The sequence below is a fragment of the Ruegeria sp. CDSC042 genome (assembly GCF_059610745.1).
The window spans coordinates 397951-418440 of record NZ_JBXWOF010000002.1 but is presented as its reverse complement, the minus strand read 5'-3'; the positions used below and the strand labels follow the sequence as shown (position 1 = coordinate 418440).

Below are 20490 nucleotides of genomic sequence, written 5' to 3'. Positions count from 1 at the left end.
GCGTCCGGCCGTCTCTCCAACCCGTCCCACCGTCTCTCCAGTGTGTCACAAGCGCCTCAGCAGCGCCGGTGAAGGGGGTTCTAAGCATTACAAACATACACCGCAAGCAGAAAATCACGCCCTGAGAAACTTTTTTGCACTTTCTTATTTTACTCAATAAATTCAGATAATTAAGGTGATAAATTCGACCGATGCACCCAGGAAAGCCCATTATCACGCCTAAGGTATCCACACTGCTTTCCGTACGAGCTATGCCCGATATCAACATATTGTTGAGCTCCCCACGTCTACTACAAGACTCGTATGAGTCGCCGGGTATGAAACACACCCGCACCGAGTCGGAATTTGCCTGCACGCGGTCTGAAACGGCGATGCACCGGCAAATACTTTGCACCCTCTCTTGCGAAACGCTCTGGATTGCGTTCAGGTCACCTGACTAGTTACATACTGGCACGCAGCGAGATGACACGAACACACGCCGCCATCTTCCCACGCATATGCACCGTCGGCTTTGACGGCCTGCTGGTCTCTTTCGCCGAAACCATGGCCGAGCCATCGAACAGGGCAGCATTGGCGTTTCGAGCTGCGGTGGATTCTGAACGGTGGGAAGATGTCATTGAAACCTCAGCGACGCTGGCGTCGACTTATATCCGATTTGAACCATCCCAGTTTGCCCTCGCAAACCTTCGCGACCGGGTCGAGCAGCTGCTGCGGCGGCAGGATTGGTACAAAGCGCCCCTCCCCCAGGGGCGCAGGTTATGGCGTGTCCCCACGGTTTATGGTGGCGCGCTTGCCCCTCAATTAGATGAGGCAGCGGCTGCAGCCAGGCTGTCCCCCGATGAAGCCGTTTATCGATTGAGCGCCACAACCGTCCGCGTCCTGACGATCGGATTTGCTCCCGGTCAGCCATATCTTGGCCCGCTCGGCCCCGAGTTCAACATACCGCGCCTCAAGAAGTTGACCCCGATGGTGCCCGAGGGCGCTTTGGTATTGGCGATTTCGCAATTTGTCCTTTTCTCGGGACCCACACCAACCGGGTGGCGACATATCGGCCAAACCGCTTTTCGCTGTTTTCGCCCTGAAGCACAGAACAACTTTGCCCTGAAACCCGGCGACGAAATGCAGTTCGTATCAGTCACGCGTGAGGAAATAGAGGCGATACGCGCCAATGACGTTGATGGATCAGGCGGCGCAACCTGTCAGGAGATCGCGGTTTGAGCCTGTCTGTCCTGCGCATAGGGCCTGCTTGTACAATACAGGATCAAGGCCGCCACGGGTATCTGGATCAAGGGCTGTCCCGATCTGGCGCAGCAGATTTACTGGCCCTGCACGAAGGCGCTGCATTGCTGGGACAAAGCCCAAAACTTGCCGCGCTTGAAATGGTCGGAATGGGCGGTGAATTTGAGGCCACTCATCCCATACAGATTGCACTGACGGGCGCACCGATGCGGGCCAGTATTGATGGCACTGCCATTTCGTGGAATGCCTCTTACCGCCTTGAAACCGGACAGCGGGTGATGATCGGGGCCGCCACACGGGGAACCTATGGATATTTGCACCTGGGCGGCGGTATTGAGATGCAGGAGTTTCTGGGGTCCCGCTCAACTCACCTTACTGCCAAAATCGGGCGCGCCCTACAGGCCGGAGACAGCTTATCCGCCGGGGCAGCGTCACAGCAGGCAGGACAGAAGTTGCGGGCTGAAGATCGGTTCTCGGGCGGTTCGCTGCGGGTTGTGGCCAGTTTTCAGACCGAACTGTTCGACCGGCAAACGCTGGGCCGCTTTTTGCGCACGACATTCACTCGCGGGTCCCGCGCAAATCGCATGGGAATGCAGCTGGAAAGCGACGGAGAGGGCTTCGCCGCAAAGGGGCAGCTGAACATATTGTCCGAGGTCATCACCCCCGGCGACATTCAGATGACCGGCACTGGCAATCCCTTTATTCTGCTGCCCGAGTGTCAGACAACCGGCGGGTATCCCAGAATTGCGACCGTCCTTCCCTGTGACCTGCCGCGGGCTGCGCAAACCCCGGCGGGCGTACAGCTTCAGTTCAGGCTGGTCGAAATGGACGAGGCCATTTCCCTGCAGGCGGCTTTTCAAAAAGAACTGGCCAACCTGCCATCCAAGGTCGAACCGCTGATCCGTGATCCTCATGACATTGCTGACCTGCTATCTTATCAACTGGTCAGCGGAATGATCTCTGCCACAGATTAAGGAGTTTGCCGATGCTCAGCGTAGATCTTAATGCCGATATGGGGGAAAGCTTTGGCCCCTGGAGCATGGGCGATGACAAAAGCCTGTTGCGGATTATCACTTCGGCCAACATTGCCTGTGGCGTTCACGCGGGCGATCCGGACGTCATGGCGCAAACGATGACCCTGGCTGCGGAAAACGGTGTCGGCATTGGCGCGCATCCCGGCTTTCCTGACCTACAGGGATTTGGCCGTCGCAATATGAAAATACCCCACGATAGCCTGCGAAATCTTGTTCGGTATCAGTTGGGATCGGCGATCGGTATGGCAAACGCCGTTGGAACGCAGGTCCGGCATCTGAAGCTGCACGGTGCATTGTCCAACATGTGTTCGGTCGATATCGACATGGCGCGGGCCTGTTATCAGGGCGCGCTGGACGTGAACCCAGATATCATCATCATGGTGCTGGCCGTCACCAAGCAGGAAGAAGCCGTTCGGGAATTGGGCTGCAAGTGGGTCGGCGAGATCTTTGCCGACCGCGCCTATAACGACGATGGCACTCTGGTCGACCGAAGCTTGCCCGGCGCCGTCATCCACGACCCCGAAATTGCAGGGCCTCGAATTCTGGAAATGGTCAGCGAGGGGGCCATCATTACCGAAACCGGCAAAAGGCTTAATACCGCGATCGACACGATCTGCCTGCACGGGGATGGACCAACCGCCGTTCAGATTGCGCATTCGGTCCGCGAAAACCTGATCGCGGGCGGTGTCGAGGTGACAAAGTTCCTGCGTTAATCCCGCGGGTGCAATGCGTCCGCCCGTACTCAGACTGTTGCCGAGGTTGAATTCCCTCCCTAGCATGTCAGCAAGCATATGTTCTGAATACCACAATCCCGGCAACGAACCGCACCTGGTTTGCCTAGTCTGGGCAAGGAGTTACTTTATGTCTTTTGATTTAGCGTCTTACGAACCACGCGGCGACAAGAAGAATTCGGACTTCTTCAACGAGTATTTGCCAAAAATTTACGAACGCCGTGCCAGCTCTGGTGTCGCCCAGCAGGTTGGGTCCATGCGCGCTGTCGTGCTTCAGGTCGAAACTGACGTTCTTTTCGACACTCTGGTCGAGCTATATGTGATGTCGCCATACCGCCACACGGCCAGCTATCTTGGACGGACGCATAAATACTCGGTCCTGCATTCACACCTGGACTACCCGGCGCTCATCGTGATGGCTCCGCTTAGCCCGACATTCGAAGACTTCATCCCGCGCATCAACCGCATGTACCCGTTGGCACGAAACACGCCGCAAACGCGCTATGTTGGCGAAGTGTTTGGCGCCACTGACCTGAACACGCTGACCAAAACGCTGGAGGATCAGAATATCCGGTTCGAATATTCCGGCGACACCGAGAACCCGTTTTACACGCTAAAGGGCCTTCGGTTCACCACCCCTTCTGATTTCACCTGCAACCGGGTCGGTTATTCAACGCTGGATTTCAACGATACCGACAGTTTGGGTCTGGGCGACAGGGTATTGCTCAGCAGCGCAGAACAAGCGCGACTGGATGAGGCTGCTGCCTTTGGTGCCGATAGCAATATCTCTTCACTGATGTTGGGCATCGACCATCTGGCGACACGCGTTCTGGCTGGTGAGCGCGAGGATGCGATCCTCGAATTTCTGACGATGGTGCCCTACTATTTCTGGGGGGCGTACAACATTTTCGACATGAATTCGTCGACCAATGTGAACCGCAATGCTGGTGTGGATGATGACAAGAAATCCCCGGCTAAGGTATTTACAGCCAATAATACGCCTTCGTTTGTAAACTCTTTTGCCAAACGGCCCATGCCAACCGAGGATTTCGTCCGCAATTTCGGACGTCGGCTGCATCACATGGCGATCGAGATTCTGGACGGCGATCACGGTGCGGGCGAAAAGAATGTGGATTTCGTTGTGAACACTCTGAAAGACCAAGGGGTGCCATTCCTGGCCCATGTGGTTGGAGAGTGCAAAGACGATCCGAACCTCAAGCAGATCTTCTCAAAACACTCGAAGAACACTCTGCTGATCACCGAGTATATCGAGCGCTGTCATAAGTATGATGGGTTCTTTACCAAAGATAACGTCGCGGCCCTGACTGCGGCCGCCGGTCAGGATGAGCAATATCAGCACGGCCACGTATTCGACTGACCTGATCCCTGCCGCCTACTACGGCACGCTCGCTCAGCAAAAAAAGGCCACGGAATTCCGTGGCCAGACCCATCCAGGAGAGTATATGTCGGGTCTTATGACGGCCCGATCATGAAACAGGTGACATTGCGGGCCTGAAGTCTGCGGCAGGCCAGATCGGCTTGCTCTCGGGTCATGCCCTGGAACGTCGCATCGAACCCGCGTGAGTTTTGATTGACCTTGCGCAGCGTGCCTTCCAATGTGGTCATTTCCGACAGGGCCGTTTTCAGTAGAACCTTTTCAGCCTCGTACCGGGTCGTATAGCGCCCCACATTCACGCCCCACAAATGACCGCCAGAGGTCGACAAGCGTGTGACGATTTCCTGCTCTGGCTCGGGCTGTTCTGCCGAGGCCAGCACCAGATCATCCGTGCGTACCGTCGGGCGCGTCGTTCCTTCGGTCGGCGTCTCTACACCTGCCGAGGCGATGGCTGCGGCGATACCGTCCTGAATCCGCGCGTCGTTCTTGGCTGCGGTTGCGGCGACGTTGTTCGCCACTAGAACGGTACTCCCCCGCTGGGGTCGAAGAACCGGTCGCAGGCTTCTGGTGGGCGCGCCGCTTACGCTGGCGACTTTCGCATTCAAACCTGCATTACCGGCATAGGCCGGCCGGGCTGGTTTGCGGATCGGCGCGCGCGACGGGGCGCGGCGGAAACCCATGTCCAACAGCTCGGCTACTTTGGCATTGCGCGATGCGCCGGATTTGCCACCAAAGACAGTCGCGATGATCCGTTCGTCCTTGCGCTTGGCCGAGGCAACCAGATTGAACCCAGCTGCACGGGTATAGCCCGTCTTGATCCCATCCGCACCGCGATAGGCCGCTAGCAGGCGACGGTTCGTATTGGGAACGGTTTTGATCCCCGCATTCGTGGATTGGCGCGAAAACAGGTTGTAATATTGCGGGTAATCATACAGCAGATGCCGCCCCAGCGTGGTCATGTCCCGTGCGGTCGACAGATGTCCGGCCTCGGTCAGACCATGTGCGTTCTTAAAGGTTGTACGGCTCATTCCCATCGCCTTGGCGGTACGTGTCATGCGGCGCGCAAAGGCGGCCTCGGACCCGCTGAGGGCAACACCAATGGCAGTGGCTGCGTCATTGGCCGACTTCACCGCCGCCGCACGGATCAAATAGCGGAAAGCAATCTTCTGCCCCGAACGCAAACCCAGCTTTGAAGGCGGTTCAGAGGAAGCCTTTTTGGTGATGGTCACCTGCGTATCGAGAGTGATTTCGCCGTTCCGAACCGCTTCAAATGCGATGTACAGTGTCATCATTTTGGTTAACGAGGCCGGATGGAGGCGTGTATCGGCGTTTCGGGAATGCAGCACTTCGCCCGTTCGCGCGTCGATCACCATCGCCGCATATGGGGCAGCAATGCCCTGCGCCGGAGCGAAGGAAAACAACAACAGGAATGCTGCAAGGAATACGCCCATAGGGGCCGGAACTGTCCGCCGTACCTGCACGATTTTTGCCTCTGTCTACCTCAGGCCGCCGGGTTTTCCCGGTCAGCTACTATTTATTTTATTACCCATCAGCGTAGCACAGCACCCCCGCGAAAGAAACCGAAAGCTCATATCTTTAACGCTTTCAGCGTATGTCAAAGACCCACTAGATGTGGCGGTGCAAACGGCGGTGCACCGCTAAACCTGCCATTTCGTCAAGACTGTGTCGTCGACCGGCCCCTATTTTCGGAAACTGCGACCAAATGGCAACATCAACTCAAAGAGCGAACAAGCGCCGTCAATCCACCAAGATCGGGCAATTCGTGGTATCTGGAACTGTCGGCCGGCACGTCGGCCTGTTCGATCTCCCAGACCAGCCCATGCGGCACGTATACGCCCCAGCATCCGGCCTGAATCGGAGCAACCACATCGGACCGCATCGAATTTCCGACCATCATAGCCGCAGCGGGCCCCTCGCCATGCTGCGCGAAGATCTGGCGATAGATTTCCGGGGTCTTTTCAGACACGATCTCGACCCCGTCGAAAAGATCGCCCAAACCGGATTGCGCAAGTTTGCGTTCCTGGTCTATCAGATCACCCTTGGTGATCAGGATTACGCGGTGGGTGTCGGCAGCGCTTTCGATGGCCTGCCGGGCATAGGGCAACAGCTCGATCGGATGGGCCAACATCTCTTGCCCCGCTTCGATCAGTTGGCGAATGACCGCTGCAGGAACACGGTCTTCGGTCACTTCGATCGCCGTTTCGATCATGGAGAGAGTGAAGCCTTTGATTCCATACCCATAATGCCGGATATTGCGTTTTTCGGCAGCCAGCAATCGGTCCATCAGGTGATCCGATTCGGCATGATCTGATAGCAGGTCGACAAAATGTGCCTGCGTCAGCTGAAAGAACCGTTCGTTGTGCCACAGCGTGTCATCGGCATCGAACCCGATTGTGGTTAGTTTTTCGCCCATTTGGATAACGTCCTGCTGGCTCTTTTATCTGACGCATTGGACGTTATATAAGCGCACAGATAAACCGAAGCCTGAATCGGACGTTTGCGCCTAATGTTTGAGAACCAATGGATGATGTCTGACAAACCGGACGACGATGCAGATTCGTCGATCCTGGTACAGACGCGCCCCAAGACCAAACGCCCGCCGCTGTACAAAGTGCTGCTTTTGAATGACGACTACACCCCGATGGAGTTTGTCGTTCACGTATTGGAACGTTTTTTTGGCATGACCCACGCAGAGGCGTTCGAGATCATGCTAACCGTCCACAAGAAGGGCGTCGCCGTTGTTGGTGTCTTCAGTCATGAGATTGCCGAAACCAAGGTCGGGCAAGTCATGGATTTTGCTCGCCGCCATCAACACCCCCTGCAGTGCACTATGGAACGCGAAGAGTAAGGCGACGCCTGACCTCTTTTCGGAATTGCCAATGTCCCCTCGCCTAGACCTTGCCTTGCAAAGCGGCCTTGAAATCGCGCAACCCCTGTCCGTGATTGGGCCAACGCCCGAGGAAGACCTCTCTGGGCTGGCCTCAGAGACGCAAGTGGTTCAGCCCTTCAAGCCGTTTCACGACCATTTTGCAGACCATGGGTTCACGGCCACGCCCGAGGCTGATGACCCGTGCCAGGATGCAATCGTGTTCCTGCCCCGCGCCAAGGCCTTGGCCCGCAGCCTTGTGCATCAGGCCTGCCAGCGCGCGGACGGGTTGGTTGTGATTGATGGCGCCAAGACAAATGGCGTCGACAGCCTGTTGAAGGATATTCGCAAACGCGTAACCGTGCAGGGGCCCATCGCAAAAGCACATGGCAAGATCTTTTGGTTCCAGTCCGACGTAAACGCGTTCGAGGACTGGGCCGCACCCGCCACCCAATCCGCCGACGGATTTCAGACAGCGCCCGGAGTATTTTCTGCAGACGGGGTCGACCCGGCCTCAGTAATACTGCTTGCCGCCCTGCCTGAAAAACTGGGCGGTCGGGTCGCCGATCTGGGGGCTGGCTGGGGATACCTATCCACAGGGCTAATGGGTGCAAAGGGGCTGCAGGAATTGCATCTGGTCGAGGCCGATCACATCGCCCTGCAATGTGCTCGTGCAAATGTAAAAGACGACCGTGCGCAGTTCCATTGGGCCGACGCGGTCACATGGCGCGCGCCTGAGCCGCTGGATACGGTCATTATGAACCCGCCGTTTCACACATCGCGCAGTGCTGATCCCACGTTGGGTCAGGGATTCATCAAATCTGCTGCGCGCAGTCTGACACGGGGCGGTTCCCTTTGGATGGTCGCCAATCGGCACCTGCCCTATGAAATCACGCTGAACGAGGCCTTTGCGCAGGTGAAGGAAGTAACCGGGGACAATCGTTTCAAGGTCTTCCACGCCTCTCGCCCTCGGCGGTGAACCCCGCTAACCTGCACCGCATATCAGGAGAATACGCATGTCCTTTTCCATAGCCGGCAAGACCGCGATCGTCACAGGTGGTGCAAATGGTGTCGGATTGGCCATCGGACGTCACTTCGCGGATGCCGGGGCCAATGTCATGTTCGCCGACATGGATGAAAAACGACTGGCCAATGAACTGGGCGAGCAGGCAGATGACAGCAACATCCGTTTCTTCGCCGGGGATCTGCGTGAAAAGCTGACGATTGCGAACCTGCTTTCGGCCACGATTGACGCTTTCGAACAGGTCGACATCCTGATAAATGGCTCGCGCCAGGTTATCCCGTCTGATCCATTGGACATGGAAGACGACTCGGTCCGCACCTTATTGAACCAGAACCTGATGCCGGCCTTGCGACTGAGCCAACTTGTTGCCAAACGGATGATCAAGCAATCCGGTGATGATGAAAACGAAAACCCTGCGGGATCCATCATCAATTTATCCTCGATTGCTGCCCGTCGCACCCATCCCGATCTGATGGCCTATTCGGTGTCTACAGCAGCGCTTGATCAGTTGACCCGATCCTTGGCCGTTGCCCTTGCCCCAAACCGCATCCGCGTGAACTCGATCGCGCTGGGATCGGTGATGAGCGCTTCGCTGCAATCCACGCTCAAGGAAAATCGCACATTTCGGGATGATATCGAAAAGCACACACCCCTTTCCCGGATTGCCGCGCCAAACGAACTGGCCGAAACCGCACAGTACCTTGCCTCGGACGCCGCAGGTTTCATCACTGGACAAATCCTAACCATTGACGGTGGACGCACTTTGCTGGACCCCGTCGCAGCCCCGGCCCATTAAACAGATGTTCGATACTGAAAAAGCCACCGCCGCAGCCTGGTTTCGTGACTTGCGCAATGAAATCGTAAACGCTTTTGAGCAGCTTGAGGATTCCCACGACACCGGACCTTTTTCCGATGCTCAACCCGGTCGTTTCGAAGTCAAAGAGACCAAACGGCATTCCGATGACGGGGCGGACGCCGGTGGCGGTTTGATGTCCGTGATGCGCGGCGGCCGCGTGTTCGAGAAAGTCGGCGTCAATGTCTCGACAGTATTCGGCCAGCTCGGGGAACGGGCGCAACAGGCAATGGCTGCCCGAAAAGGCATTCCCGGAATGACCGAGGACCCGCGGTTCTGGGCCTCGGGTATCAGCTTGGTTGCCCATATGCAGAACCCGCACGCTCCTGCTGTTCACATGAATACGCGCATGTTCTGGACACCTCACGCCTGGTGGTTCGGCGGCGGATCAGACCTGAATCCCTGTATCGAATATGACGAAGACACTGCCCATTTCCACGCAACCCAGAAGGCCCATCTGGATCCCCACGGACCGGGCCATTATCCGCGTTTGAAAGAGTGGGCCGACGAGTATTTCTTTATCCCGCACCGCAAGCGCGCCCGCGGTGTCGGCGGTATCTTTCTGGATGACTATTGCACCGGGGACTGGTCATCGGACTTTGCCCTGACACAGGATATCGGGCGGGCCTTCTTGCCAGCCTTTCTGCCTTTGGTTGAAAAGCGCAGGCAACAGAGCTTTGACGCCGCCGATAAGGATACCCAACTGATTCATCGCGGGCTCTATGCCGAATACAACCTTGTCTATGACCGCGGAACCAAATTCGGGCTAGAGACCGGGCACGACCCGGACGCAGTGCTTATGAGCCTGCCGCCCTTGGCCAAATGGGTCTAACGCCTGACCTGCCTCTGCGGTGCTTTTTACTTCCGAGGTTTCAGAACCCGAAATCCATGAAATTGTCAGAGCAATAGCGCTGCGCCGATGCCGCTGACATGTTCTCGCCAACGCGTTTGACAGTAACCGAATAGCCCGGCGTCGTATCAACCCCTTCGGGCGCAGACAGCGAGAATTGCACCGTCCGTGTCTGTTTGTCATAGGCCCGGGTTATGTAAATACGCTGGTTCGATTTGGTTCTAAGCGTGCGTATCGCAAAATCCCCGATCCCGCACCAATAGGCCACTGGCGCAGAACTGCCGCTGGTTGAGACCTCGTAAACGCCATTGTCACGTGGTGTCACTGTCGTTTGGAATGCGGGGTTTATACCGACCCCGAACCCAACAGCCTGGGCCATGGCAGGCACCATCATCAGCGTTAGAATACATGTTGATACAAAGTATTTCATGGTGCTCGACCCCGGACAAAATGGTTTCCTTGGGAAATCATAGAACAGATGCGCTTTCCGTAAAGCGCCGTTTCAATTCTCAAAGTGCAGCCGCCCACCGACATCCTGCGGCGCAAGCGCCACGGTTTTTATCACCGCAAAGCAAGGTTTGCCCGCAGCAAGCCCAAGGGCTTCTACCGAACGTCGGGTGATCCGAGCCAGAATAGTCCCTGCAGGTGTAATGACAGAGACGATCGCACCGGGGCCTTCCCCGGCTCGGATCGTATCAACCCTGCCCTCCAGTACATTCAGCGCTGACAGGCCCTCGGGCCGCTTACTGGCAAGGATCACCTCTTGTGCGGGGATGCGAATACGCAGGCTTTCGCCGACCTTATGGGGAATACGCGGCAGAAATAGGCGCGCCTCTTCGGCTGCCAACTCGGTCAACCCGTCTGCATGGTGAGCTGATACCTGCACCTGAAGCACCGCACCAACGGCTCTGACACCGAGCGGGGCCACAGAAGGATCAGCCATCACTTCGGAAGCCGGGCCTTGCCGAACCACCTTGCCGTCCTGCAGGGCAACGACAGAAGTTGCCAGCCGCGCAACTTCGGCTGCCGAGTGGGTCACATAAAGGATCGGCACCGAAATCTCATCCCGAAGCCGTTCGAAATAGGGCAGTATCTCGGCCTTCCGTGCATCATCCAATGCGGCCAGAGGCTCATCCGCGAGGATCAGACGCGGGCTGGCCAATAAGGCGCGGCCTATGGCGACACGCTGCTTCTCGCCACCTGACAAGCTCAGTGGACGACGGTCCAGAAGATGCCCGATCCCCAACATCTCAATTACCTTATCGGGGTCTTCGCGCGGCACGCTTTTGGGCGCAAACCAGCGCCCATAGGACAGGTTCTGGCGCACTGTCAGATGCGGGAACAACCGTCCTTCCTGAAAAATATACCCCAAGCGGCGTTTATGCGGAGGCAGCCAAAGGCGCTTTTCCGTATCGAACAACGTCCATCCGTCCACGGATACGCGACCAGCTTTGGGCTCCAGCAATCCCGCAACAGCGTTAACGATTGTCGTCTTACCGGCGCCGGACCTTCCATACAGAACCGTCACCCCGGCAGGCGCATCAAATTTGGCATCCAACTGAATACCTGGCAGATCATGTTGCAGATTGACGGAAAGGCTCATGTCCCCGACACCCTTGCCGCGGCGCGACGACCGACAAACTCTGACAAAAGCAGCGCCCCCATCGCGATGATGACCGATATCACCACTAGCCGCATCGCCGCCGCCTCACCACCCGGAACCTGCAGAAACGCATAAACGGCCGATGGCAACGTCTGTGTCTGTCCAGGTATGTTCGAAACAAAGGTGATCGTCGCGCCGAACTCACCCATGGCTTTTGCAAAGGCAAGGATGGTCCCGGCGATCACCCCCGGTAGAATCATCGGCAAGGTTACGGTGACAAAAACCCACAGACGCGAGGCACCCAGCGTGGCTCCGGCCTGTTCGAGCTTAGGGTCGACGGCTTCGATCGAAAGGCGAATAGCACGGACCATCAGCGGAAACGCCATGATCCCAGCGGCCAGCGCTGCGCCGGTCCAGCGAAACGCAAAGACAATTCCAAGCCCCGCCAGAGGTCCACCAATCGGGCCCTGAATACCAAAGGTCAATAGCAGCAGATATCCCGTAACAACGGGCGGCAGGATCAATGGCAAATGCACCAACCCATTCAACACTTGTCGCCCGGGAAAGCGCCAGCGTGCCAGTGCATAGGCAACGAATACACCAAAGGGCAAAGTAACCAGCGTTGCCCAGAAAGAGACACGCAGCGACAATTTCAGCGCCTCAAGTTCTTCCGGTCCCAGCCAACCCATCGGCTAGTCGCCCGGCAGGGCAAATCCCTGCTCTGCAAAGACTGCCATCGCTGCGTCGGTCTGTAGGTAGCTTAGGAAAGCATATGCCTCGGCTGAGGCTTGCGTTGTTACAGCGGCCGGGTAGACAATTTCCGGGTGAAGATTTGCAGGGAAAGAGGCCACAACCCGCACCCGATCCTCGGCCTGGGCATCCGATCGGTAGACAACACCCAAGGGGGCAGCCCCCGCGGCAACCAAAGCCAGAGCCGCGCGTACATTGTCGGTCTGCGCCACCTGCTGCTGAACACTATCCCAAAGACCTAGGTTTTGCAGCGCCGCTTTGCCGTAAATTCCCGCAGGCACGGCATCGACCAGGGCCATCGCAAGATGCCCACCTGACAAAGCGGCTGAGATGTCCGTCTGCGGGGAAAACCTCTCAATTTCAACGGCCGTCGGCCCACCGATCAGGACAAGCCCATTTCCCAAAAGGTTAACCCGCGATCCAGCATCAATCAGCCCATTCTCCTGAAGGACATCCATCCAGTCACTGTTGGCTGAAATATACACATCCGCCGGGGCGCCCTGTTGAATTTGACGTGCCAGTATAGAAGACGCCGCATACGATATGACAACCTCCTGACCACTTTGCCGTTCAAAACTCGGCACAAGTGAATCCAGAGCATTTTTCAGACTGGCAGCAGCAAAAACCAAAACATCGTCGGCCTCTGCACGCTGCGGAGTCGATATCAAACTACCCAAAACAATAGCAGCAACCAGAAAACGGCTTGCGGATGACAGGGTCATATTGTTCCCGTCTCGTAGGTTAAGGTTCCATCAGGGGATATCTGAGGCGGCGGGGGGCGCGCAAGCATCGATAGGACGCATCGTGAATAAGAACCTTTGAAACGGGCAATCCATAGCCGCTACAACACCCAAGATATTTTGAAGGTGCCTGGTCCGAAACGACCGGTTCAGATTTCGTGATCCCTCAGAAAGTCTGATAAATCGGAGCCCGGTTGGCTGTGATATCACCCCAGATTCCCGCCTTGTCTAAATTCAGTGAAAGAAATTGTGCCAGACCCTCTTGCGCCCGCGCGCTGGCTTGGCTAAATGCAGCCTCACGGGTGATTAGCTCAGTTGGTAGAGCGCTTCGTTTACACCGAAGATGTCGGGAGTTCGAGTCTCTCATCACCCACCACCCATTCCCCACAACGTATCAAGGTCTTACGCGACTAGCACCTCTTGCTGTGCTGCGCATGAAACCGTGTCCGCTGCGCCTCCGCTGCACTTAAACGGAGAAAAAGTCTCCAACACAGGAGATATGAGCTCTGGCAACAATCGTAAAACGACCCAGCGGGAAGTGGCAAGCGATTGTGCGGAAGGACGGGCAATCCCGAACTCAGTCTATTCATAAGCGTGCTGATGCGACGAAGTGGGCTAGTGAAACGGAGATGAGCACCGACAGGGGATTGCTAACCCCAACCCTCAGTGTGGGCGTATCCAAGATGACACTTGGTGAAGTGCTGCGAAAGTCCCGAGCCCGCGCGAAGTAGGTATGAAGCTGGTTGTAGTCGGTTCAACGAGTGCCGTAGGGGCTAGCCAACATGCCGAGGACGATTATGTCTTGCACGAAATGCTTCGCCTCTTCTGACGCATCCCAAGTCTTGCTTTCCTCGCTGGCGTGTAGCGCGCCACCAAAAGTGGTCGCTATGGCGCTTACGGCCAACAGGGTCTTCATGACAGAACGTCCCTAACTGTTTTGATCTTAGCTGCTACTTTCGATCCACCTCAGAAAACGATCCGGGTTCTTAGGCCGAACAGCGTAATGCTATCCTGAGCGGGATTCAGCAGCGGGTCAGAAATGAACTGCAGTGATGGCGTGATCTGCAGTCCGGGTGCGATTGAAAAACGGTAGAATGCTTCGAGTGTGAACTGATCGCCATCTATGCCTCTTGCCTCGGCCCAGTTCAGGCCCAACCCGGCCAAATCGGTATTGCGACCGTAGTAGCCAATACCCGCAGAAACGGACCGATCATAGAGTGCTGCTGCCCCTTTTGAGGCCCCTGCCCGGAAGAACGGCATCCACTTATTGTCAATAAACCATGCTGCTGAGAACGCGGCACCGTAATCTTCTGGACGGCTACCATCGTCAGCCGCATCCGCATGCCAGAGGGTCAGATGGATATTGTCGAAGTAAATGCGATCAAAGCCAGAGGTGTAACCAAGTTCGAGTGATTTGAAGAGATTGCCGTCGCTAAACACATCAAAGTTTGGATCAGACGGGTCGGCGTTTGCGTCTGAGACGCTCGCAACGGCGTAGAGGTTCTTGCTCAGCTTTATCCCGCCCGCAATGCCAAGGCCTTGGTTGGGTGCGTTGATTGTCGGGTTGGTATTGAAAGACAGGTTTTGGAAACCACTGTATGGGCTTACCAACCCATAAATGTCCACAAAGTCCGTTACATCAATCTGGCCGACTTGCAGCGTCCACGAACCGTTCTCGGCCCTTTGGGTCCAGAACAGGTTGGTCAATAGCAAACCATTATCGTTGAAGGCTGTTCCCGTGATCGAAAGGGCTCCACCATCCAGACCAAGAAACTGTGGGGCAACATCGGTATAGTTGTGCCGGTCTTCGATCTTGAATGTCAAAGACCCCTGTTCAGTCGCCTGCCAACTGCCATAGAACCGCGCATTTCCGCTGGCAGCTTCGCCCTCCCCCAGATCCGCGTTCGTGGTTTGGCCCAATGCCAAGTAATCAATGTTGAACCGAAACCCATTCTCCGCCAGTCGGTCTTTCCACTGAAACCAACCCGGTGCGGTATTGCGCGGAAAATCGGAACGATATTGTGGATCGGTCAGTCCATCTCCGGGCTCAAGATCAGCTTCGACCGAAGAGGGCCCGGACAGACCTTGAGCCGACGCCGCGCCGGCAAAGACAATACTCAGTACGACAACGAGAAGTCTTATCATTCAGACGCTTTTGCCCCGCCGGTCTTGCGATTGCCCGCCGCTCGGATACGATCAGCGGCACGCTGCTTCCATTCCAGCCTGTCTGCTTCGGTTTCCAGAGTTTCGACACGTTCCGTCTCCAACTGGAATGTCGCACTCATAGGCATGAGGCCGTCCACAACCATCATATTCTGAACAGTGGGATCGATAGTCAGCGTGCCCGTCAGCCGAACGGGTTCGTGGAAATAGCTGGGCGTCCAGTCGCCATTCAACCGCACGCGAATCATTTGATTGGGTTGGGGCGGGGGCATGTGGCTACACATTCCTCGTTCTGGCACTAGATACGCCACAGATCGCCCGTCTGGATCGCTCGGGCCCGGGATGGCAAAGCCCGCGATTGTTATTGTTTGACCGTCGAATTGCGGATTTCCGTTTGTTCCTGCCTTTCTTCGCCGTTCTTTCACAAGCTCTCTTTGATCGAGCAGCCAATCGACATCAACGCCAACTCCCGCCAAGGCATCCTCGGTCTCGGTCAGAAGCTCCTGCCAATTCAGTCTTTCTTCCGCGCTGCCAGTGTCTTGCTGCAGCCTGCCACGCATCCGCACAACGAATAGGACGTCGTCGAACTGTTCGGGGCTGAGCACCCGATAGGGATCCTCAAAGACCTGCACAGATGGGTCCGGGAGGTCTGCCCAGTCCAGCGCTGCTCCTGGCGTTGCCATGGCGGAATGACCGTAACAGACCAAACCCGCGAGCAAGACGGAACGAAACCAAAGGAACATGAATACTCTCCAGTCGAGTTTTGGGGTCAATTCAGTGTATTTTTGTATATCACACCGTCCTTCATGATAAGCCGGATCGTTTCAGGGCTTTCCGGCCTCGGATCGGCACCAAACCACTGATCACCCGTGCCAACGACCGAGAAGTCTTCGAGGGGGTTACCATCGATCAGCAGGATGTCTGCATAGGCGCCTTCCTCGATCACACCCAGTTTTCCTGCGGTATAAGGGTTCATAAAGTCTCCTGATAGAGCGACTACCTCGCCACCCGTCGATGTCAACGTGACCATTGACGTGTAGGGGCCGAAAAAATCATTGTTTAAGTGTTTTTCGTAGGCAATCTGGATATTGCACGCCTCTACCGAACCAACACAGTCTGTCTGGAAACCCCGCTTCACCGGGCATTCTTTCATATTGTCGATATAGCCTGCAAATGTGGCCGAGGCAGACTTTGCCTTGGCAAGGCTCGCCGGAACATTCGCCACAGCTGGAATGTCGAGAAGGCCGGGGTCAAATGCCGTTAGGTTTGTTGTAATGTACGCACCCTTCTCGTTCATGACTTCGGCAATTTCGCAGTCAAAAGAAAAACCATGTTCGATTGACATAACACCTGCGTCGAGCGCACTCAGGATAGCTTCCTTACGATAGGAATGCGCCATGACATAGCTGCCATATTCATTCGCGACCTGCACGGCGGCTCTGATTTCTTCGGGCGACCCGGCCAGCAATTGCCAAGGGTCGAATGCCGACACGACACCACCGGATTGCATGAATTTCAATTGCGTCGCGCCCATACGAAAGTTGTTACGTGCGAATTTATAGACGTCATCAACACCACTGACCTCCTGAGCCATGTTCAGCCGACCCATGTTTGTCTCCGAACCAGGTGGTGCTGTGAAATTCGCGAAGTCAGCGTGACCACCGCGTGTTCCGATAAACGCCCCAGATGGATAGTAACGAGGGCCCTCGATTTGCCCCGAGTCAATCGCCCTACGTAGTCCGCCATTAGCGCCACCAGCATCCCGGACAGTGGTGAAACCCTGCATCAAATACATCTCGGCCATCCGCGCACCGTGTATGGCAAAGTCCTCCCAGGTCGTGTTGGCCTCCATCGCAGGCAAGGTCGGCCCCATCAGCATGAGATGTGCGTGTAGTTCAATAAACCCGGGTGTCAGTGTCCGCCCCTCTCCGTCAATGACTGTAGCATTGGGGGCATCGATCGCATCGGTCGATACGGACTTAATCAGGTTGCCCTCGACCAATACGCTGGCATTCTCGATACGCTGTTCATTCACGCCATCGAAGATATGCACGTTGGTAAACAACGTTTGGGGTTCTTCTTGATCCTGAGCCTGCGCGGATGCTGAAAAAGAAAGACCTGCAGCGACAATTACGGTCGAGCAAAGCGACATTCGTAGACCGGACATAAGTACTCCCTTCATATTCATGTTTTGCCAACTGTAGTCCGGAAAACTTTTCCTCGGTTGCCACTTTTGAATTAGCATGTTCGAATGTGTTCGTAAAAATGGCCACTGAATACAAATACTAATCATCACAAGGGTGACGAGCTTGCCTTTCAACTCCGCCTCTCAAGAGCATAGCGAGGGCTTTATTCGCCTCTCCTTAGCCGCTCCGTTTTTGCAATATCTCACCGAACGCAAGATCAATCCGCAACCAGCATTGGACCAGGTCGGATTGAAAGCCGAACTGTTGTCTGACCCATCCGTGTTCGTTCACTCAGAGCTGGTCTACGGATTGGTGAATGCCTTCTCAGAAGTATCAGGAGATCGATACCTAGGACTGAATGTAGGGGAGGCGTTTGACCTACAAGGATGGCCGCCCTTCGCTCAAGCCTTGCAATCTACGAAAACGTTATTCGAGTTTTTTACCCGCTTTGTTGGGCTCGTACCGCAGGAGTCCAATTCTGTGCGGCACAGTCTCGTCATCGAAGCAGACAAAGCGACTTACCGTATCGAGAGGCAACAGGAACCAACTGTCCCGCCCATTCAGGTGACCGGTTTTGGTGCCGCAATCTATGTACGCCTATTGCAGACCGTCGTCGGAGATTCTTGGGATTCTTCGCGCGTGCGATGGGAAAGCAGATACATCAATGGTCTGCCTATCGACTACAAAGGGATCGAGGTTGGCCTTGGGAGTGATCCCGGAATGCAAATTAGTTTTCCTGTGGATTGGTTGTTTTTGCACCATGTCTCTGAGGGCTCTGCCAAGCCCATAGCCTCACCTCAACAAGAGGAAGAAGTAACCGTGGTGGCAGCTTTGCGCTCTGTCTTACGCGACAAACTGGATGAAACCGATTTGGGGCCAGAGATGGTGGCTGGAATGCTGGGAATACAACCGGAACGGTTTCTGAAAGCGCTTCAGCGACAAGGCACAACGCTACCCCGTGAAATCAAACGGCTGCGTGTCGATGTCGCCAAAGAGCACCTCAAAGAAGACCAGATGACAATCGCAGAGATTGGTCTGATGCTCGGCTATTCCGACAAGTCCCATTTCACTCGCTTTTTCCGAGGTCAAACCGGAATGACACCGACCAAGTTCCGCCTCGGTGTATTGTTACGTTGCGAATAGTTAGATTGCTTTTCCACTACACACTAAGTGGGGGCCGACAAGGATTTGCAACACACTTTTTGGAGCCCCTATCTAAGGATCACAGAGGGACAATTGCCACCATAGCCCCTGCGGCTGTGCATGCAGCGCTGCGCCACCGCTGCACCAACTCTTTGTTTCAGTTCGATCAGCGACAGACCTGATCTAAGAAAGATGTCATATGATCTTGATACGTCCAGAAGATTGTCCAACCTTCAAGCCACTGACAACACTAGATATCTCTCCAAGGTAGTGCTGATTGCGGCAGGGGAAAAACAGCACCTTGTTGCACGTGCGGATTAGGATAGAGCGCTTCGTTTACATCGAAGATGCCGGGAGTTCGAGTCTCTCATCACCCACCATTTCCCGCTAGTTTCTAATATCCTTGCTGTGGACAAATCGACACTGAATGCCCAGTGTTTTGGATGTTTGTATGCTTTGTTTTACGAAACCGATGCTGTTGTAAGGCGGCCCTTGGGAAAGCGAATTCAGGCTGGATTTTGGCAGTTACATCTTCATTTCCTCTGGCTCTGAGATGCGCTAAAAAATCTAGCGCTCTTTGAATGCCCGCTCGATAGTCTGTTGAACAGGCTTCAATAGGTATGACAAAAGAGTCTGCTCTCCGGTTGTCATTTCGGCCACCACGGTCATGCCTGCACTCAAAGGACGTTGGAACGATCCCGATCCGATTTTGTCTTGGGACAGGGCAAAGGCTGCGCGGAAATAGGTCTCTCCGGTCTGCTCATCTGTCAACGGCAACGGATAGACCGATTGCAGACGCGCCGGGACTTTCCCAAATCGACGCACATCAAAAGTATCAATGCTGACGGCGACCGGCTGATCAGTGCTTACATGCCCAACTTCGGAATTGGGTATCCTCGCCTCGACAACCAGTTCCTGTCGTGTCGGCAATAGTTCAAATATCGCCTCTCCGGGGGCGATGACCTCACCGGGGCTAGGGTGTGTGACCGCCTGGATGATGCCACGAGCCGGAGCAGAAATGCGCAGGGCGTCCAACTTGGAGGTTACCACGCCAACCGATACACGCAGGCGCGCATCTTCCTGTTCCAATTCGGAAAGCCGAATAAGCGTTTCTTCGCGTAACGAAAGGGTTTCCCGGGCCAGAGATGCCTTTGCCAAAGTCAGGGCGTTCCTGAGTTCCGCAACCCGGACCCGCGCGTCAGAGACGGCAGCGCGCAATGCATCAACCTCGTCCTCTTCCTCCAGAAAATCGCTTAGGGATTTGAGGCCTTGTGACTGCAGCTGCGCGTATCGCTGCAAGGCAATCTCTTTCTTGTCCACCCGTTCCTGAGCGACCGTAGCCGCCTTGGCTAGGATAGAAAGTGTCCCCTCCTGCTGGGCGATGGACAGGCGCTGGATACGCTGACTTTCGGCATACAGCTCCAGCGCCGCCGAAGCGCTTGTTAAACCGCTCAGGGCAAGAACCCCGATTTCCGACTGAGACAACGGTTCTGAACTGCCCAGTTTTGTCAGCACGGCGCGCGCGTTCGCCAATTCCTGCCCGACCGCTGACATCTGCCCCGCAAGGACATCGCGCTCGTGCAACAGGTCTGGGTGTTGAAGCTGAATCAGGACATCGCCCTCTTCGACAATCTGACCGTCATGGACATGCACAGACTGAACGACACCGCCCTGCAGTGTCTCGATCTGTAAATAGTCTCCGAAAGGGATGATTGTACCCGGTGCGCGCGTGATTTGCGGGATCGCCGTTTGCGTTGACAGAGCAATCAGGCCGGCGATCATCCCCAAAGAGGTCAATGCCAAAAAGGCTGCCAGGCGCGGTTTCTGCCTGCTGCGATTTCGGCTGTTCACTTCCGACGCCTCTTGCGGGATTGGTTTATTCAAGAATATG

General features: G+C 55.7%; 20 protein-coding genes and 1 tRNA gene. 10 read left to right on the top strand and 11 right to left on the bottom strand.

Going from position 1 to position 20490, the window contains the following annotated elements; all coding sequences use genetic code 11:
* Positions 1-462: 462 nt before the first annotated feature.
* The 4 genes from AC2FHX_RS07740 to AC2FHX_RS07725 all read left to right on the top strand — a co-directional run bounded on the left by AC2FHX_RS07740 (position 463) and on the right by AC2FHX_RS07725 (position 4382).
* Positions 463-1218 (top strand): 5-oxoprolinase subunit B family protein, encoded by a 756-nt coding sequence (locus AC2FHX_RS07740; protein ID WP_496700648.1) that lies wholly within the window; start codon positions 463-465, stop codon positions 1216-1218.
* Positions 1215-2213, top strand: a complete 999-nt coding sequence (locus tag AC2FHX_RS07735; protein WP_496700650.1) for a 5-oxoprolinase subunit C family protein — start codon at positions 1215-1217, stop codon at positions 2211-2213. The genes AC2FHX_RS07740 and AC2FHX_RS07735 overlap by 4 nt, the downstream gene beginning before the upstream one ends.
* A gap of 11 nt (positions 2214-2224) precedes the next feature.
* The gene (locus tag AC2FHX_RS07730) at positions 2225-2986 is read left to right on the top strand and encodes a LamB/YcsF family protein (protein WP_496700652.1); all 762 of its coding nucleotides are present in this window, start codon (positions 2225-2227) and stop codon (positions 2984-2986) included.
* 148 nt (positions 2987-3134) lie between these two features.
* A complete protein-coding gene (locus AC2FHX_RS07725; RefSeq protein WP_142635923.1) occupies positions 3135-4382 on the top strand; it encodes a hypothetical protein in 1248 nt (415 codons plus the stop codon).
* Positions 4383-4477: 95 nt separating this feature from the next.
* On the opposite strand, the gene AC2FHX_RS07720 is transcribed toward AC2FHX_RS07725, so the two are convergent.
* Together AC2FHX_RS07720 and AC2FHX_RS07715 are read right to left on the bottom strand one after the other, a co-directional pair.
* The gene (locus AC2FHX_RS07720; RefSeq protein WP_142635921.1) at positions 4478-5851 is read right to left on the bottom strand and encodes a D-alanyl-D-alanine carboxypeptidase family protein; all 1374 of its coding nucleotides are present in this window, start codon (positions 5849-5851) and stop codon (positions 4478-4480) included.
* A 281-nt stretch (positions 5852-6132) separates the two neighbouring features.
* The gene (locus tag AC2FHX_RS07715; protein ID WP_271948113.1) at positions 6133-6834 is read right to left on the bottom strand and encodes an HAD family hydrolase; all 702 of its coding nucleotides are present in this window, start codon (positions 6832-6834) and stop codon (positions 6133-6135) included.
* 93 nt (positions 6835-6927) lie between these two features.
* On the opposite strand from AC2FHX_RS07715, the gene clpS reads away from it, so the two are divergent.
* Genes clpS through hemF form a run of 4 tightly spaced genes read left to right on the top strand, consistent with a single transcriptional unit; the run spans position 6928 to position 9996 of the window.
* Positions 6928-7269: an ATP-dependent Clp protease adapter ClpS gene (gene clpS, locus AC2FHX_RS07710; protein WP_142635917.1), complete on the top strand. Its 342-nt coding sequence runs from the start codon at positions 6928-6930 to the stop codon at positions 7267-7269.
* 31 nt (positions 7270-7300) lie between these two features.
* The gene (locus tag AC2FHX_RS07705) at positions 7301-8266 is read left to right on the top strand and encodes a class I SAM-dependent methyltransferase (protein ID WP_496700654.1); all 966 of its coding nucleotides are present in this window, start codon (positions 7301-7303) and stop codon (positions 8264-8266) included.
* Positions 8267-8303: 37 nt separating this feature from the next.
* Complete coding sequence (locus tag AC2FHX_RS07700) at positions 8304-9107, top strand: SDR family NAD(P)-dependent oxidoreductase (RefSeq protein WP_142635913.1); 804 nt, start codon at positions 8304-8306, stop codon at positions 9105-9107.
* 4 nt (positions 9108-9111) lie between these two features.
* Entirely contained in the window at positions 9112-9996 is an 885-nt protein-coding gene (gene hemF, locus AC2FHX_RS07695) for an oxygen-dependent coproporphyrinogen oxidase (protein WP_281995301.1), read from the top strand.
* Between the two features lie 40 nt (positions 9997-10036).
* On the opposite strand, the gene AC2FHX_RS07690 is transcribed toward hemF, so the two are convergent.
* From AC2FHX_RS07690 to modA, 4 genes are all read right to left on the bottom strand, one after another.
* The gene (locus AC2FHX_RS07690) at positions 10037-10444 is read right to left on the bottom strand and encodes a hypothetical protein (protein ID WP_496700656.1); all 408 of its coding nucleotides are present in this window, start codon (positions 10442-10444) and stop codon (positions 10037-10039) included.
* A gap of 72 nt (positions 10445-10516) precedes the next feature.
* Positions 10517-11617, bottom strand: a complete 1101-nt coding sequence (gene modC, locus AC2FHX_RS07685; RefSeq protein WP_496700658.1) for a molybdenum ABC transporter ATP-binding protein — start codon at positions 11615-11617, stop codon at positions 10517-10519.
* On the bottom strand, positions 11614-12306 hold the full coding sequence (gene modB / locus AC2FHX_RS07680; RefSeq protein ID WP_142635905.1) for a molybdate ABC transporter permease subunit: 693 nt from the start codon (positions 12304-12306) through the stop codon (positions 11614-11616). The genes modC and modB overlap by 4 nt, the downstream gene beginning before the upstream one ends.
* Before the next feature lie 3 nt (positions 12307-12309).
* Positions 12310-13089 carry a molybdate ABC transporter substrate-binding protein gene (modA, locus tag AC2FHX_RS07675; protein WP_496700660.1) on the bottom strand — a complete coding sequence of 260 codons (780 nt, stop codon included), beginning with the start codon at positions 13087-13089 and terminating at the stop codon, positions 12310-12312.
* Positions 13090-13407: 318 nt separating this feature from the next.
* Between modA and AC2FHX_RS07670 the strand changes: the two genes are divergently transcribed.
* A tRNA-Val gene (locus AC2FHX_RS07670) sits at positions 13408-13483 on the top strand.
* Positions 13484-13861: 378 nt separating this feature from the next.
* On the opposite strand, the gene AC2FHX_RS07665 is transcribed toward AC2FHX_RS07670, so the two are convergent.
* The 4 genes from AC2FHX_RS07665 to AC2FHX_RS07650 all read right to left on the bottom strand — a co-directional run bounded on the left by AC2FHX_RS07665 (position 13862) and on the right by AC2FHX_RS07650 (position 17590).
* A complete protein-coding gene (locus AC2FHX_RS07665) occupies positions 13862-14023 on the bottom strand; it encodes a hypothetical protein (RefSeq protein ID WP_496700662.1) in 162 nt (53 codons plus the stop codon).
* 50 nt (positions 14024-14073) lie between these two features.
* Positions 14074-15252: a carbohydrate porin gene (locus tag AC2FHX_RS07660; RefSeq protein ID WP_496700664.1), complete on the bottom strand. Its 1179-nt coding sequence runs from the start codon at positions 15250-15252 to the stop codon at positions 14074-14076.
* Complete coding sequence (locus AC2FHX_RS07655; RefSeq protein WP_271951642.1) at positions 15249-15953, bottom strand: DUF3299 domain-containing protein; 705 nt, start codon at positions 15951-15953, stop codon at positions 15249-15251. The genes AC2FHX_RS07660 and AC2FHX_RS07655 overlap by 4 nt, the downstream gene beginning before the upstream one ends.
* 86 nt (positions 15954-16039) lie before the next feature.
* Positions 16040-17590 carry an amidohydrolase family protein gene (locus AC2FHX_RS07650; RefSeq protein ID WP_271951639.1) on the bottom strand — a complete coding sequence of 517 codons (1551 nt, stop codon included), beginning with the start codon at positions 17588-17590 and terminating at the stop codon, positions 16040-16042.
* Here AC2FHX_RS07650 and AC2FHX_RS07645 point away from each other — a divergent pair.
* Positions 17571-18599, top strand: a complete 1029-nt coding sequence (locus AC2FHX_RS07645) for an AraC family transcriptional regulator (RefSeq protein WP_496700666.1) — start codon at positions 17571-17573, stop codon at positions 18597-18599. The two genes, AC2FHX_RS07650 and AC2FHX_RS07645, sit on opposite strands and share 20 nt — an antisense overlap.
* 567 nt (positions 18600-19166) lie before the next feature.
* On the opposite strand, the gene AC2FHX_RS07640 is transcribed toward AC2FHX_RS07645, so the two are convergent.
* Complete coding sequence (locus AC2FHX_RS07640) at positions 19167-20483, bottom strand: HlyD family type I secretion periplasmic adaptor subunit (RefSeq protein ID WP_496700668.1); 1317 nt, start codon at positions 20481-20483, stop codon at positions 19167-19169.
* Between the last annotated feature and the right edge of the window lie 7 nt (positions 20484-20490).